We start from the raw sequence: 15,162 nt of genomic DNA on the forward strand, positions 1-15,162 counted from the left end.
TTGTTATAAAGTATAACAGGAACTAATGAACTCTATTTTTAAAAGGTTACTAAGTAAGAGTCATATATAAAAATCAGTTATAAGTAAATATGTTTCAGCAATAAGTATAAATAGTTTTTTTACACATACTATATTTATAGTAAAATTGGCGGTGAAGAATAAATGAAAATTTTATTTATGACAGTTACCCTAAGATCATCATGGTCGCATTCATTAAAAGAAAAAAGAATGGTTGTAAAAAGCATAGTTCAAAAACTAAAAAACAAGTTTAATATATCAGTAGCAGAAGTAGCTGAGCAGGATATTCATCAAACAATAGTTATCGGTATCGTAGGAATATGTGGAACTTCATCTCAGCTAGATTCTACAATGGAGCATATTATAACTTTTATAGAATCTAATACTGATGCAGAAATAATTGATATTCAGAAAGAGGATATCCAAGGTATGTAGACTTTCTATTGATGCTATAATTAGCCTTGTTGCAAAAAAACTGCATAACATATTCAATGTGAAGAGTTGTTGAATATGTTATGCAAGTGTTTTTTGTATGTGGGTAAAAATCTTTTCCCTTACATTTCTATATCCTTCCAGTTGACATTAAAACTAGTTTTCCAAAGAATTACATTAAATATCAAAAGCGCGACCGCATAAACACCAATATATATCATATTATTTCTAATAGCTACATGGATTCCAGCAAATACTAAAAGCAGCATAATTGTAATTACTGATGGCTTTATAAGCTTACCACTATCCGATGTAGCAAACTTTACACTAAAGGGCATTGCCTTATTTGATGCTTTAAAATACACCAATAATAATATTAAAAGAACTAGAAACATTACTATTAAGTCTAAAATTATTGACGGTCCTTTAAAAATTGTGAACACTATAGATTCTAATATATAGAGTGGTAGTATTAGTTTGAATATAGTTCCTTTTACTGCCCCTTTTAATATTACTCCTGGATTTTCTATTGGCAATACCTTGTATATAAATGCCCCCTTATAATTATCACTATTATTTATAAACGCTGTACAAAAGCAAAGCAAGAATATAGTTATATACATTAACAAATGAATTTTTCCACCATATCCTGTTTTAATATTAGCCATGAATGATTTATCTTGTCCGTTACCCATAAACATAAATAGCACTGGCATAAACACTGCCATTGCAAGCGTTGGATACACCTTAAGCTTCAAGTTTCTCTCTGTAGATATCATATTTTGAGTAAATTTAAACATACCCTTTTCAATCTTGTCCTTGCAAACAAGTCCTGCTATAAATTCTTTTCTAGTTTCACTTTTGCGGCTTACGGCTCCCCCTCTATCATTTAATTTTTGAAGGTTCTTTTCAAAATAAGGCACTACGCTTTTAATATAAAGCGTCATTAACATAATCGGTCCTGCTATTGCGAGTGCAAATAAAAATATTAGAAAAGGTTGTTTATTCCCATCTATTAGTATACCAAATGGAGATGCAAGCCACATAGATGGAAGTAATGCATGCCACAATTTGGGCATATATTCACTGTTCATATTGGTAGCATCAAAGACTCTTGCAACTAGTTGATATCCAAAAGCAAATACAAACGCTAATAATATTTGAAAATAGTTTATTATATCCTTTAATTTTTCTCCATCAAAAAAATTCAAAACTAAAGTATATAGTAAAGATGTTAAAGCTATAACTAAGAACACTACAAGTATATTGTCTATAAAAAATATCACAGAAAATAAAGCTCCATATTTTACGCTGCCAATAACTAGTGGAATCAAATTTAATGATAGTGATAAACCTATTAAATATATACATATATGAGTAGTCTTTGCTGCATTAAATGTTTTACTATCGATTGGCTTAGGTAGTAATATATTTTTCTCTTTTACATCTAGTAATACTGCTGAAAAATCAGATATCATAAGTGAAATCATCATAAATAGATTTATACCTATTACAACATTCGCAGATTGCATAGATGACATACCACCCGTCATTATTATTAATCCAATAAAAATGCTCATAACTGAATTGAACATCAATAATGATAGATAATTATTCTTGTCCTTACTTTCATCTCTCTTTTTATTATTCCCCATAACAGTACTTACTCTACGACCATCTGTGGTTAATTTTATCTGAAGAATCATTCTCATAGCCTTATAGTTAACGCCTAATTTTTCATATAAAGATTGAAATTTATCCAATATCGCAAGTACGGTGAAATTCTTCATAATTACACCTCGCAAACCAAAGAAACAAATTCTTTAGCAACCTCTGCATGCTCATTAAATCCTGTTAGCTGATTGAATATTTCTTCAAGTGTTCCTTCCTTCTTATTATTCTTAAGCTCTTCAAAACTTCCATCAGCAACTATCTGTCCCTCATTTAAAAGTAATATTCTATCACTTACCTTCTCTACAACATCCATTATATGTGAAGAGTAAAATATGGTTTTTCCGCTCTTTGCAAGACTCTTCATAACCTCTTTAAACACCATTACACTATTAGCATCTAGTCCCCCTAGAGGCTCATCAAAAAATAAAATATCGGGATTATGAATTAAACTACAGATTATAATTAACTTTTGCTTCATACCTTTTGAATATGAGGATATTCTAGAATCTATAGCATCCTCAATTCCAAATAAGCCCATTAGCTTCGTTACTCTCTCGATAAGCTTTTTTTCTTCTAATCCATATATTCCGCCTAAAAAGCTTATATACTCATAAGCAGTCAAGTTTTCATATATATCTGCAAGCTCTGGTACATACCCTATTTTCTTTTTATACTCTATGCTTCCATTACTTATATCTTGTCCTAATATTTCTACTTTTCCCGAGTATCCTTCTAATATCCCAAGCATTATCTTTATAGTTGTACTTTTACCAGCGCCATTAGTCCCTATATATCCGATTATTTGACCTCTAGGAATTTCTAAATTTATTCCGTTAAGCACCTTTTTACTCCCATAGCTCATTTGTAAATCTTTAATTGATATTATACTTTCTAAATTTCCCATCGTACCCTCCCCTTGGATGTATTTTTTATCTGTTTATGTAATTTATTATACTGCTTAATTGGGTAATTTCAACAAGTTTTCACTTGTTACTTGTATGTAAACCTTTTAATTCTTATTTATATAAATCTCTTTAAAATAAGCTTTCCACCTAAAAAAAATAGCACCAGCCTAAGCTGATGCCAACTCTTATAAATAATCTTGATTTCACAAGGTGCTTTCTAATGTTAATGGTTACTCACCTGTTATGTCACTCACCGAACAATTACTACATACTTTTTATTATTACCAGTTAATATATTCCTTAACCTCTGCTTTCTCCCCTAAAGTCACGTCTTTTAAAACCCATTCCTTAAACACTGGATATCCTGTTCTATCAACAATATACCCAATGTGTTCTTTTCCTCCTGGAGCATTTCCATCAATATACTTATCGATATATGAATATGTGTTTTTTATTATTTTGATTATATTTTCCTCATCCACCCAAGTTATAAAATCTTGAGCCAGCCTAGGATTTTTCTTGCCAGTCCTACCCATTATCACAAGTTTATAATATTTCTCATAACTTCTGCTCCAGCAACTAGTCGGGCATTTACCTATGCATTCTCCACATCCAATACACTTGTCTTGGTTGCGTACTACTTTAAAGTTCTCCATTTTAAGTGCACCAGTAACTCTTTTTTTACAGTTAGTTACGCAAGATTTACAACTGATGCATCTATAAGATTCATATTGGGGCTCTGTCATTCCTATGATCCCAAAATCTTGTATTCTAGCCTTTATACAATCATTAGGACAACCTGTTAAAGCTACTTTCACATGATAGTCATTGGGAAATATTTCCTTTTCAATCCTTTTTGCAAAATCTGTAGTATTGTAATTTGCAAAAGGACAGACATTTGCCCCTATACAGGCTGACACATTTCTAGTACCTGCAGACAAGTATCCTGTATTTTCTGAAATCTGATTTATATCAAGGCCTTCTATAACTGATTGAATCATCTTATTAACTTCTGGTATTTTATCTATATCAATATTAGGTATTTCAAAACCCTGTCTTATAGTTATATGAATATTTCCATCTCCGTAAGTTTCTGCTACCCTTTGCAAAACTTCTAAATGTTTGGCTTCTATATGGCCACCAGGCACCCTTATTCTTATAGCTGTTTTACCTCTTTTTTTAGTTATTCTGTATGCATTTTTCTTCATCAACTTGGTATTTATATCCATTAAATTCTCCCCCTTAATCTACTAGATGAACTGCATCTAAATAGTTAAAAACAGGCCCATCTAAACATATATATGTATCATCAATTTTGCAGTGCCCACATTTCCCAACTCCACAACACATTTTTCGCTCATAAGATACCCATATATTTTTTTCTTTTACTCCTTTTTTTATAAATCCAGCTACTGTAAACTTAAGCATCATTGGTGGTCCTACTACAATAACCTGTACTTCATCCATATTCAGAACTTGAATATCTGCAATATATTTTGTTATGAGTCCTACAGTTCCAGTGTAGCCGTCATCAGCACTGTCTACAGTTAACGTTACACTGATACTCTTTTCCCAAACTTTGAAATTTTCTTTAAATAAGATGTCACTAGGCGACTTAAAACCTGCCATTAAATTAAAGCCCGTACATTCCTTTGGATTTTTAGCAAAATAATCTACTATCCCTTTTACTGGTGCCAGTCCAGTTCCCCCAGCAGCTACAATAACTTCTTTATTTTTATAAAGGTTAACATCAAATCCATTACCATAAGGCCCTCTTAAAAACAAGGTTCCTCCTACAAAAAAGCTATGAATTACATCCGTAACAGTGCCGACACGTCTAATTGTAAAATCTACATAACCCTCACCTATCTCACTAACGGATATAGGTGATTCTCCAAATTTCGGTATGGATACTTCAAAAAATTGACCCGGCTTTACAACACCTTCGAACTCCATTCTAAATGTATAATCCGTTTCTGTATGCTTACTTATATTAAGTATCTTAGATTTAAAAGGCATGTATATATTTTTCATTTATTCCACCTCATCCATTGCTTTATTTAATTTGTTTACACAATTTGAAAAAGATATATATTCAGGGCATATATCATCACATCTACCACAACCTATACACATATGATATCCGGCTCTCTTTTTAAAATCATATACCTTGTGCATAATTTTGAATCTCATTCTGTCTTTTTTATCCTGTCTAAATCCATGTCCGCCTGCCATATCACTGTATCCGTCTACATGACAAGATGCCCAAACACGCCTTCTTTCTCCCACGTTTTTATTTTCTTTATAGAAAATGTCCTGCGTAGTAAAACAAGAACAAGTACCGCAGACAAAATTACACCTGCCACAAGCAATGCATCTTGAAGAATATTCATCCCACATCTTTGATTTAAAAATTCTTTGATCTAAGTTTTCAGGTATATTAACCTTTACTTCATTAGTCAAAACAAATTCAGGCTCTACCACGACGTTACTAGGTTTATCTATGTTAAAGTACTTCATCAGTTCCTCGGATTTACAATTCACAAAGACCTCATCATCTTGAATTTTAGTGTACATATCATAATCTTCTATCATATTCGATCCCATACTTGCGCAAAAACAATTTTCAAAACTTTCACTACAACCCATAAGTACAAATTTAATTTTATCTCTTAAAACCTTATAATAATAATCTTCATTTCCATTTTTAAGGTAAATTTCATCTAATCTCTTTATAGCATGAATATCACAACTTCTTAAGAATATTAATATTTTCTTCTCATCGCATTTTGGCTCTACGCAATCATTTTCAGTAAAGTAAAATAATGTTTGAGTAATTGGCAATGTTATTTCTTTAGGAGAAAAACTAGATTTTAAATCAAACTCTACTTCCCTTATACTCTTTATTTCCCTATACCTAACAGTATCTGTGTCCGCAAAAGTTCCTTTTCCCTTGAGCACTACTGGTGCATACACCTTATATTCATGTCGCAATGTTTCAAGATACTCATCAAACTTCTCTATTTTCAACTTAAAGCCCATAAATGCACACCTTCCATTATAATAAATTTTACCTATTCGCTAAATATTGTTAATTAATTAACTTCATTAGTTAGTTCCTATAAAAATTAAATTTATAACTAACTATGCATATTGTATTTTAAATCATAAAAAAAGTATGTGATTTTCATCACACACCTTTAAAGTATTTGCTTAACTTTTCTCTATTAACTATGAATTTTCTATATTTTATTCTAACCATATCCATGTTTTCAAGCTCTTTTACTGCCCTTGAAATAGTTTCGCGAGAGCTACCTAACATATCTGCTAAATAAGTTATGTTTATTTTAATATCTATTAAAACGCCATCTTCTGTTTCTACACCATAATCTTTAGATAGCTTCCAAAGCTTTGCGGCTACCCTTTTGTCCATTTTAGTAGGAACTGTGTTCTTAATTTGTCTATACACTCTTCTTATTTTTTTACTCATAGAGTTTAATATAATCTCTGTAATCTTAAAATCCTGTTTCATAATATTTAATAAGTCTACTTTTGATATACTTATAATTTCACTATCTTCAAACCCTTCACAATTAATAGATGTCGTAAAATTGTCAAAATTGACCTCGTTTATAATCTCACCTTTGTTTAGGATATAGATAACCCTCTTTTGACCCTTTTCCGATACTCTGTACATAGTTACCTTTCCCTCTAGCACTATATATATATTATTTGTGATTTCTCTTTCAGCAAATAACATTTGTGATTTTTTCAATTTTTTTACTACAACACTCTCTCTTATTAAATCCAAAGTTTTATCCTCAACACATTTAAATAAAGGAAGGTCTTTTAATTGCCTAAGCGATATTTGTGTCATATTAACTTCTCCTTATGATTTCATTTTATAATCTCATTATAATAAAAATACTAATATTCTTATTATATAGCAATAAATTTTAAAATAAAACAAAAAAAGAAATTATACATTACTTACCTTTATTAATCCTAGCTTTAATAATATATATTTTTATTGTTTTATTTCTCTTTTGCTACGTACCAATATGCTGCTCCAATAAATACAGCTCCACCTACAAAGTTTCCTAGGGTAACCCAAATTAAGTTGTGCGCTAATCCTCCTATAGAAATCGCTGCGGTGTGAGGAATCATTAGTGCCGTTGTAAGCAAAGTCATATTCGCAACACTATGTTCGAACCCTATAGTTATAAATGCAAATAGGCACCAAAAAATCATTATAAGTTTAGCCGTTTCTTCCTTTAATTTAATAGCACACCATACGGCTAAACAGACTAACATATTACAAAGTAACCCTTTTAAAAATAATTCTATGCTTGGCGTTGCCATTTTCCCTTGTGATGTTTTTAAAATAAAAGTTGCTGTGCTACCCTTTGCAAGCCCAGAACCTACAAATATTGCTGCTAGCACTGCTGACCCTATAAAGTTTCCTATAAAACTGTATATCCAAATATTTATTGAATCAAGTAAAGGAACTTTCTTTTCTAGAGACCCTATGGTCATAATCATGTTATTTCCTGTAAAAAGTTCGGAGCCCGCCATTATTACAAGACTTAAGGCAATCCCAAAGGAAGCTCCCATAATAGTTTTCGTTGCCGGTGACTCAGCCGCTGCAAATGATCCTCCAATAGTAAATATCAATAAAATTCCAAATCCCACATAAGCACCAGCTAGGGCCGCTGCAGTGAGGTACCTCATTTTACTTTTCTTTAAAAGTTCAGATTTTTTTACCGCCGATATTGAAACTTTGTTAATTTCTTCACTAAACAAGACATACCACTTCCTTCTATAAAAGATACCCACATTATATCATTACAGAAAAAGAAAATATGTGACTAATATCACATATTTTCTAAAATTATTTTTTACCAACAATCTAACTTCCAGGACGTTAGTTATTAATAAAAAAGAGCACTTAAGGTAATCAATCCTTATGTGCTCTCATTTTAATATAAGATTATTTTTTAGGTCCTTTTTCTAATATTTTTATTCCAAAATCAGGAAAATCAGTAAATAAACCATCTACATCAGCTTCAAAGTAGAATTTTTGCATTAACTCTTCTACACTAGTTACATATTTAGGGATTTCATCTTTTCTAAATGTATATGGATGAACAACAAGATTATGTTTATGTGCATCTTTTACTAAATTAGGATTAATAACTGGTTCTTTATCGTTCTTCCCATTTTCATCTATTATTTGTTGGTACCAAGGTCCAATACCATTTGCATATTCAGCTACTTTTGCTAGTCCTTCATCCGACATCATTTTTTTATAATTTGCCCCTGGACAATCTGCTTCTTCACCAATTAGCTGGACCATTTTCATTTTTGCGCCCATTTCTGTCCTAACTTTTCTTAAGTAAGTTGGATCAAAACATTGTAAATAAATTTTTGATTCAGGCGTATCATATCCATATTTTCTAAGAACTTTTAATACCACAGATCCAATATCTTGTCCATTATCTGTATGAAATTTAGGCTCTTTTAATTCAGGGTAAATTCCTTTTTCTTGACCTGTACTTTTATTCAGCCCTTGTACAAGTTGTATCATTTCTTCTAATGTTGGAACTTCAAAATGAGCACTATTTAAAGGAAATCTATCAGGGAAAACAGGATCCTTAGACCCTTCTTTTGTACGTTCGTGCACGTTAAGTGTTTTAATTTCTCCTAGCGTGAAATCAATTACATAGTAATGTCCATCGCTTCGTTTTCTATTTGGGTAACGCTTTGCTACATCTGTTGTCGTATCTAACATATTATCATGCATTATTACTGGAACACCATCTTTAGATAAACAAACATCACTCTCTATGTAATCTGCCCCTAGTCCATAAGCTAAAGCATAGGACTCTAAAGTATGTTCAGGTAAATATCCAGAAGCACCCCTATGTCCAATCACTATTTTATTGCTTTTATTTTTTGTTGAAACAGTTGTGGTATTACTTGCTACTGGAGGAGACTGTTTAGACTTCTGTCTACATCCTGCGAATAATCCTGCTGTTATGGTAAGTGTACATGCTAGAGCAATTAGTTTTTTTTCGTTCTTCATGTTATATCCCCCTTGTATAATCTAGTTATACGTTTTCAAATCTTGTAGATGTGATAACGTTTTCTGTTAGCTACCAAATTGATTATAACTAAACTAAACGAAGAATTCAAGAAAAAAACAGAAAATTTTCTAGCATTTTCATATTTTATCACTAACTTTAAATTAACAGCGTATTTTACATAAATGTAAAAACAAGTTACCCGACGAATATTTATGAGGGAAGAACAACTGAATTCGCTACATCATCCATTATTTTGCTTTGCATTAATTTGGTTATTATGGTAATATAACATTAAATAATTAAGGGCGGAGAAAAGAGAGCCTTAATGTATGGGTATTTCATACCTATTAATTAAGGTTCTCTTTTTATTCGCATTTAGGAGGTAAGATAATGTTTGACGTAACTATTATTGGCGCTGGTATTGTTGGATGCTCAGTATCAAGAGAACTATCTAAATATAATTTAAAAACATGTGTTATTGAAAAATCTAGTGATGTTGCTTCTGGTACAACAAAAGCAAATAGTGCAATAGTACATGCAGGGTATGATGCTAATCCAAGTACTATTAAGGGAAAATTAAACGCAAAAGGTAATGAAATGTATACAAAGCTTGCAAAGGAATTAGATTTCCCATTTAAGAGGAATGGATCATTGGTTCTGTGCTTCGACGAGAAACACATGAATGATCTTAAAGAATTACTAGAACAAGGCGAAAAAAATGGAGTACCTAATTTAGCTATTCTTGATGGAGATCAAGTTAGAGAAATGGAACCTAATGTAACATTGAGCTGTGTCGGTGCCTTATATGCTCCAACAGGAGGAATTGTTTGCCCATATGAAATGACTATTGCTATGGCTGAAAACGCATACACCAATGGCGTGGAATTTGAATTTGGAACTGAGGTCCTTAATATAGAAAAAAAACAAAGTTGTTACGTTATAAAAACTAATAAAGGCGACATTGAAACAAAAGTAGTAATAAATGCAGCCGGTTTATTTTCGGATGAAATTAATAATATGGTAAGCAATAATAAATTTAAAATACTTCCCAAGCTAGGAGAATATGTCTTATTTGATAAAGCTTGCGGAGATTTAGTTACAAAAACTATTTTTCAACTTCCAACTAAACTTGGAAAAGGAGTTTTAGTTACCCCTACTGTTGATGGTAACCTTCTAATTGGACCTAATGCTGTAGATCAAGATAACAAAGCTGATCTTAGTACAACTCGCGAAGGCATCGATGATATCGTTTTAAATGCTCAATTAAGTATCCAAATGCCACTTCCTATGAATATGGTTATAACTTCTTTTGCAGGGAATAGATCAAAATGCGAGGGAAATGATTTTATAATTGGGGAAGCAGAAGACGCTAAGAACTTTATTAATGTAGCAGCAATTGATTCTCCAGGTTTAACTAGTGCTCCAAGTATTGCTGCAATGGTAGCTGATATAGTAACAGAAAAATTAGCACCGCAGGAAAATGTAAAATTCAACCCTATACGAAAAGGTACAAGAAAATTTAGAGAAATGTCAAACGATGAGCGAAAAAAAATAATCAAGGAAATACCTGAATATGGAACAATTGTTTGTAGGTGTGAAACTGTAACAGAAGGTGAAATTATAGACTCTATAAGAAGACCTCTTGGAGCAAAAACACTTGATGGAGTTAAAAGAAGGACAAGAGCTGGAATGGGGAGATGCCAATCGGGCTTTTGTGCAACAAAAGTTGTAGATATTCTTTCAAGAGAACTTAATATACCACGATGCGCCATCACAAAATCAGGCGAAAATTCTATACTGCTCACTGGCAAAAATAAACAATCTTTATAAATTGGAGGAATATATATGCAAGAATATGATTTAATCATAATTGGTGGAGGTCCAGCAGGCCTTGCAGCTGCAGTTTCTGCAAAGGATCAAGGGATAAACAGCATTTTAATTATAGAAAGAGATAATCAATTAGGTGGTATTCTCAATCAATGTATTCATAATGGTTTTGGTCTTCACACCTTTAAAGAAGAACTTACTGGTCCTGAGTATTCACAACGGTTTATTGACAAGGTTATTGCACTTAATATCGAGTATAAACTAAATACCATGGTTCTAGATGTAAATGATAGTAAACAAGTTACTGCTGTAAATACAGAAGATGGTATATTGGAGCTCCAGGCAAAAGCAGTTATACTTGCAATGGGATGCAGAGAAAGACCAAGAGGAGCTTTAAACATACCAGGTGCAAGATGCGCAGGTATTTATACAGCTGGAACAGCTCAAAAATATGTTAATGTTGAGGGTCTAATGCCAGGAAAAGAAGTAGTAATACTTGGTTCTGGAGATATCGGACTTATAATGGCAAGACGAATGACCCTCGAAGGTGCAAATGTAAAGGCTTGTGTAGAACTAATGCCTCATTCAAGTGGACTTAAGAGAAATATTGTACAATGCTTAGACGATTTTAATATTCCTTTAAAATTAAGTCACACTATAACAAATATACATGGGCATGATAGACTTTGCGGAGTTACTATAGCTCAAGTTGATGACCATAGAAAACCAATTAAGGGAACTGAGGAATACATTGCTTGTGATACATTACTTTTATCTGTTGGCCTTCTACCCGAAAATGAACTTTCTAGAAAAGCTAATGTTAAACTTTCCAGAGTTACTGGGGGTCCTGAGGTAGATGAAAGCATGCAGACGAGCATTTCTGGAATATTTACCTGTGGCAATGTGCTTCACGTTCATGATTTAGTAGATAATGTAACCACTGAAAGCTACACTGCTGGTAGAAATGCTTCTGATTATATAAAAGGAATTTACCATGCCGGAAAGAGTATTGAGATCTTCGCGACAGACGGAGTTAGGTATACAGTACCAAGTACTATCAATCCTGAAAATATCGATAACATAATAGATGTTAGATTTAGGGTTGGTGAGGTACATAAATCTGCTTATATATCTGTTTATTTTGATGATGTGCGCGAAATGCATTTAAAGAAAAAGATTCTTACACCAGGCGAAATGGAAAGCGTTAAATTAACTAAAGCAGTTTTTGATAAATATAGTAACTGTAAAAAGATTACCATAAAGGTAGAAAAGGAGTAGTTAACTATGAGTACAAGGGAATTAACATGCATAGGCTGTCCAATAGGTTGTGCTCTTGTGGTAGCGCTTGAGGGCAAAGAAGTTATTAGCGTTAAAGGAAATACCTGTAAGATTGGAGAAACCTACGGCAAGAAAGAATGCACTAATCCAACAAGAGTCGTTACATCCTCTGTTTTAGTTTCAGGTGGGGAAAATGAGATACTTCCTGTTAAAACTGAGAGAGATATTCCAAAGGATCTGATTTATGACTGCGTAAGAGCATTAAAAAATGTTATAGTAAAAGCTCCTATTTCTATAGGTGATGTGGTTCTAGAAAACGTACTTGACACAGGCGTAAATATTATAGCAACTAAGGATATTGGAGCTGCATAGTGGTATTAACTCAAGGCAGTTAGATGGAGGAAATTCACGGTATTAATAAATGTAATACCGTGTTTCTATAAAATTCAAGTAACAGATTACTAATAAAATTAAAAACGAAAGGATGATGAAAACGTGTGGAATTTATTTAATTTTTTAAAACCTGCTGCACCTATCGAGAGATTACCAAAAGAAAAAATTGACCCAGCTTACAAAAAATATCGTTTACAAGTATTTATAAGTATATATATTGGTTATATGGGTTATTACTTTGTTAGAAGTAACTTTTCATTAGCTAAGATGTATCTCATTCAAGAGGGCTTTACAAAAACACAACTTGGTTTTGTTGCATCTGCGCTAGGAATGGCTTATGGTGTCAGTAAATTTGTTATGGGTAACGTATCAGATCGATCCAATGCGAGGTATTTTTTAGGTATTGGTTTAATTTTGTCTGGTATTACAAATTTATTTTTCCCAATTACCTCAAGTCTTACAATAATGTTTATGTTGATGCTTGTGAATGGTTGGGTTCAAGGTATGGGTTGGCCACCATGTGGAAGAATCATGACCCACTGGTTTTCTGATAAAGAACGTGGCGTTAAAATGTCTATTTGGAATACCGCACATAATGTTGGTGGTGGATTTATAGCTACCATTGCTCTTATTGGTGTTCATATGTTCGGAGGCTGGAAAGGAATTTTCTATTTGCCAGGTATTATTGCAATCGTAATTGGAACTTTGTATATGGTTTTTGCAAAAGATACACCTCAATCTGTAGGACTTCCTCCTATAGAAGAATATAAAAATGATTACCCTGCTGTAAAAGTAGAAAATAGAGAAAAAGAAATGACTGGAAAAGAAATACTATTTAAATATGTACTCAATAATAAATATATATGGTTTATTGCTCTTGCAAATGTGTTTGTATATTTAGTACGATATGGTGTCATTAATTGGGCTCCATTATACTTACAAGAAGTAAAGGGTTTTAATATTAAAGAATCAGCGCTTGCATTTTCTTTATTTGAATATGCCGCAATTCCTGGCACTATACTCATCGGATGGATCAGTGATAAAATATTCCATGGTCGTCGTGCACCAGTAGGCGTAGCTTGCATGGTAGGTGTTACGGTTGGTGTGTTCGTTTATTGGCAATCTTCAAGTATTTTAGCAATAAATATTACCTTAGCTTTAATAGGTGCCTTAATATATGGACCGGTTATGCTTATTGGAGTAAGTGCCTTAGATCTAGTTCCTAAAAAAGCCGCTGGAACTGCTGCTGGATTTACAGGACTCTTTGGATATCTTGGTGGGCAAGTTGCAGCTGAAATTTTACTAGGAATGATTGTAGATAAATACAACTGGGATGGGGGATTCATGCTTCTTATGATTTCTGCTGTACTTGCTATTGTATTTCTATCTCTTACTTGGAACGTACATGATAGGTCAAAACCAGAATCTGAAGATATTACGGCGGTTTAAAATTAATATTGCTTGGCTATAAACATTTGAGCAATAGCAAATAAAATTAAATCTTACATAAAAAAACTATTGATTTAATTTATTTCTTGTATTATGCAATTAAGACTGCATTTGATTAAACTGACATCAGTTAAATTAAATGCAGTCTTTTGTTATGTAATCTTGCATTAACAAAATGCGAATACCATACTCATGTCGAAATAGGCAATTTTCCATAAGGGTATGAAAGTAAAATTTATTTAATAAAAGACGAAAAGTTATTATCTCTATAGATAATAACTTTTCTTATAATAATGTGGAGGACTAAATGAGGAACAAATATCCTTAAGGATGTAGATATGTTCTTTATAATTATATTAACAGTCACTGCTATTTTATGCATAAAAATATCTAAAATTAAATATATTTAATTTAAAGTTATTATGTTTTCAGCATTCGGCTAATTTCAATACAAAATCTGAGTTCAGAACTTCTTTTTATATTGTAAATATAAGAATTAACACTATTTATATTGAGGCTCTTGTTTTTGAATATATTTCTGTCTTCCCTTTAAAATGTCCATTGCAGAATCAAGTTGCTCTGCGATTTGTGTAAAATCATTTTTTGCTTGTTGATCCTCTGTTTCTAGAGAAAAAGTCTTCATTGTAGCAGAAGCGCTTTGCATTCCTGCAATTGCTTGTTGCATTTGAGTTCCTACAGTCATAGTTTTCACCTCCCTTCAAATATGTATTTAACCTTTGGGTTTAAATAGTATAGCGCCAATAAATCCAAAAACTATCGCAGCAGAAATCCCCGAACTTCCTGTCTTGAAAATGCCAGTAAATATCCCTATAAATCCTGTTTTTTCAGCATCAATTAGAGCCCCTGTTACTAGAGTATTTCCAAAGCTGCTTATAGGTACAAATGCCCCTGCACCGGCAAGTTTTACTAAAGGATCATATAAACCTAGTCCTCCTAAAATTGCTCCAATTACAACTAGTGTACACGTAGTATGTGCAGGCGTAATCTTTAAAATATCCATTATAAGTTGGCCAATAACGCAAATTAGACCGCCTATTACAAATGCATAAATAAATTTTTCCATAAATAAACTCACACCT

General features: G+C 32.4%; 15 protein-coding genes. 5 read left to right on the forward strand and 10 right to left on the reverse strand.

The window, feature by feature from the left end; all coding sequences use genetic code 11:
* The first annotated feature begins 162 nt into the window (after positions 1–162).
* Positions 163–453, forward strand: coding sequence for a DUF503 domain-containing protein (locus ACWJKE_RS05485; RefSeq protein WP_220320305.1), 291 nt, complete (start codon positions 163–165; stop codon positions 451–453).
* 119 nt (positions 454–572) lie between these two features.
* Here the strand turns inward: ACWJKE_RS05485 and ACWJKE_RS05490 are convergent, their stop codons facing one another.
* The 8 genes from ACWJKE_RS05490 to glpQ form a co-directional block, all read right to left on the reverse strand.
* Positions 573–2,240 carry a hypothetical protein gene (locus ACWJKE_RS05490; RefSeq protein WP_462959210.1) on the reverse strand — a complete coding sequence of 556 codons (1,668 nt, stop codon included), beginning with the start codon at positions 2,238–2,240 and terminating at the stop codon, positions 573–575.
* Positions 2,241–2,242: 2 nt separating this feature from the next.
* Complete coding sequence (locus ACWJKE_RS05495; RefSeq protein ID WP_216304379.1) at positions 2,243–3,028, reverse strand: ABC transporter ATP-binding protein; 786 nt, start codon at positions 3,026–3,028, stop codon at positions 2,243–2,245.
* Between the two features lie 282 nt (positions 3,029–3,310).
* Positions 3,311–4,258, reverse strand: a complete 948-nt coding sequence (asrC, locus tag ACWJKE_RS05500; RefSeq protein ID WP_220286900.1) for a sulfite reductase subunit C — start codon at positions 4,256–4,258, stop codon at positions 3,311–3,313.
* Between the two features lie 13 nt (positions 4,259–4,271).
* Positions 4,272–5,063, reverse strand: a complete 792-nt coding sequence (gene asrB, locus ACWJKE_RS05505; RefSeq protein WP_165414447.1) for an anaerobic sulfite reductase subunit AsrB — start codon at positions 5,061–5,063, stop codon at positions 4,272–4,274.
* Complete coding sequence (asrA, locus tag ACWJKE_RS05510) at positions 5,064–6,071, reverse strand: anaerobic sulfite reductase subunit AsrA (protein WP_216304376.1); 1,008 nt, start codon at positions 6,069–6,071, stop codon at positions 5,064–5,066. It abuts the gene before it with no gap.
* A gap of 148 nt (positions 6,072–6,219) precedes the next feature.
* Positions 6,220–6,906, reverse strand: coding sequence for a Crp/Fnr family transcriptional regulator (locus ACWJKE_RS05515; RefSeq protein ID WP_462959212.1), 687 nt, complete (start codon positions 6,904–6,906; stop codon positions 6,220–6,222).
* 158 nt (positions 6,907–7,064) lie between these two features.
* Positions 7,065–7,832: a formate/nitrite transporter family protein gene (locus tag ACWJKE_RS05520; RefSeq protein ID WP_216304374.1), complete on the reverse strand. Its 768-nt coding sequence runs from the start codon at positions 7,830–7,832 to the stop codon at positions 7,065–7,067.
* Between the two features lie 187 nt (positions 7,833–8,019).
* Positions 8,020–9,114 carry a glycerophosphodiester phosphodiesterase gene (gene glpQ, locus ACWJKE_RS05525; RefSeq protein ID WP_165414443.1) on the reverse strand — a complete coding sequence of 365 codons (1,095 nt, stop codon included), beginning with the start codon at positions 9,112–9,114 and terminating at the stop codon, positions 8,020–8,022.
* Between the two features lie 391 nt (positions 9,115–9,505).
* Here glpQ and ACWJKE_RS05530 point away from each other — a divergent pair, with 391 nt between their 5' ends.
* The 4 genes from ACWJKE_RS05530 (at position 9,506) to glpT (ending at position 14,062) form a co-directional block, all read left to right on the forward strand.
* On the forward strand, positions 9,506–10,945 hold the full coding sequence (locus tag ACWJKE_RS05530; protein ID WP_258280700.1) for an NAD(P)/FAD-dependent oxidoreductase: 1,440 nt from the start codon (positions 9,506–9,508) through the stop codon (positions 10,943–10,945).
* 15 nt (positions 10,946–10,960) lie between these two features.
* Positions 10,961–12,220: an NAD(P)/FAD-dependent oxidoreductase gene (locus ACWJKE_RS05535; protein WP_304518689.1), complete on the forward strand. Its 1,260-nt coding sequence runs from the start codon at positions 10,961–10,963 to the stop codon at positions 12,218–12,220.
* A 6-nt stretch (positions 12,221–12,226) separates the two neighbouring features.
* Complete coding sequence (locus ACWJKE_RS05540) at positions 12,227–12,592, forward strand: DUF1667 domain-containing protein (protein ID WP_220287838.1); 366 nt, start codon at positions 12,227–12,229, stop codon at positions 12,590–12,592.
* Positions 12,593–12,715: 123 nt separating this feature from the next.
* Positions 12,716–14,062 (forward strand): glycerol-3-phosphate transporter, encoded by a 1,347-nt coding sequence (glpT, locus tag ACWJKE_RS05545; RefSeq protein WP_462959213.1) that lies wholly within the window; start codon positions 12,716–12,718, stop codon positions 14,060–14,062.
* A gap of 502 nt (positions 14,063–14,564) precedes the next feature.
* On the opposite strand, the gene ACWJKE_RS05550 is transcribed toward glpT, so the two are convergent.
* Both ACWJKE_RS05550 and spoVAE read right to left on the reverse strand, forming a co-directional pair.
* On the reverse strand, positions 14,565–14,765 hold the full coding sequence (locus tag ACWJKE_RS05550) for a DUF1657 domain-containing protein (RefSeq protein ID WP_165414803.1): 201 nt from the start codon (positions 14,763–14,765) through the stop codon (positions 14,565–14,567).
* Between the two features lie 27 nt (positions 14,766–14,792).
* On the reverse strand, positions 14,793–15,146 hold the full coding sequence (spoVAE, locus tag ACWJKE_RS05555; RefSeq protein WP_216304555.1) for a stage V sporulation protein AE: 354 nt from the start codon (positions 15,144–15,146) through the stop codon (positions 14,793–14,795).
* Positions 15,147–15,162: the final 16 nt, after the last annotated feature.

Source organism: Clostridium sp. CM036, assembly GCF_055081135.1.

Bases quoted from the DNA above. Each gene is read 5' to 3' on its own strand.
- ACWJKE_RS05550 (WP_165414803.1), bottom strand. From the start codon at position 14,765: ATGACTGTAGGAACTCAAATGCAACAAGCAATTGCAGGAATGCAAAGC.
- ACWJKE_RS05495 (WP_216304379.1), bottom strand. From the start codon at position 3,028: ATGGGAAATTTAGAAAGTATAATATCAATTAAAGATTTACAAATGAGC.
- asrB (WP_165414447.1), bottom strand. From the start codon at position 5,063: ATGAAAAATATATACATGCCTTTTAAATCTAAGATACTTAATATAAGT.
- ACWJKE_RS05535 (WP_304518689.1), top strand. From the start codon at position 10,961: ATGCAAGAATATGATTTAATCATAATTGGTGGAGGTCCAGCAGGCCTT.
- ACWJKE_RS05530 (WP_258280700.1), top strand. From the start codon at position 9,506: ATGTTTGACGTAACTATTATTGGCGCTGGTATTGTTGGATGCTCAGTA.
- ACWJKE_RS05540 (WP_220287838.1), top strand. From the start codon at position 12,227: ATGAGTACAAGGGAATTAACATGCATAGGCTGTCCAATAGGTTGTGCT.
- spoVAE (WP_216304555.1), bottom strand. From the start codon at position 15,146: ATGGAAAAATTTATTTATGCATTTGTAATAGGCGGTCTAATTTGCGTT.
- asrA (WP_216304376.1), bottom strand. From the start codon at position 6,071: ATGGGCTTTAAGTTGAAAATAGAGAAGTTTGATGAGTATCTTGAAACA.
- ACWJKE_RS05515 (WP_462959212.1), bottom strand. From the start codon at position 6,906: ATGACACAAATATCGCTTAGGCAATTAAAAGACCTTCCTTTATTTAAA.
- glpQ (WP_165414443.1), bottom strand. From the start codon at position 9,114: ATGAAGAACGAAAAAAAACTAATTGCTCTAGCATGTACACTTACCATA.
- asrC (WP_220286900.1), bottom strand. From the start codon at position 4,258: ATGGATATAAATACCAAGTTGATGAAGAAAAATGCATACAGAATAACT.
- ACWJKE_RS05485 (WP_220320305.1), top strand. From the start codon at position 163: ATGAAAATTTTATTTATGACAGTTACCCTAAGATCATCATGGTCGCAT.
- ACWJKE_RS05490 (WP_462959210.1), bottom strand. From the start codon at position 2,240: ATGAAGAATTTCACCGTACTTGCGATATTGGATAAATTTCAATCTTTA.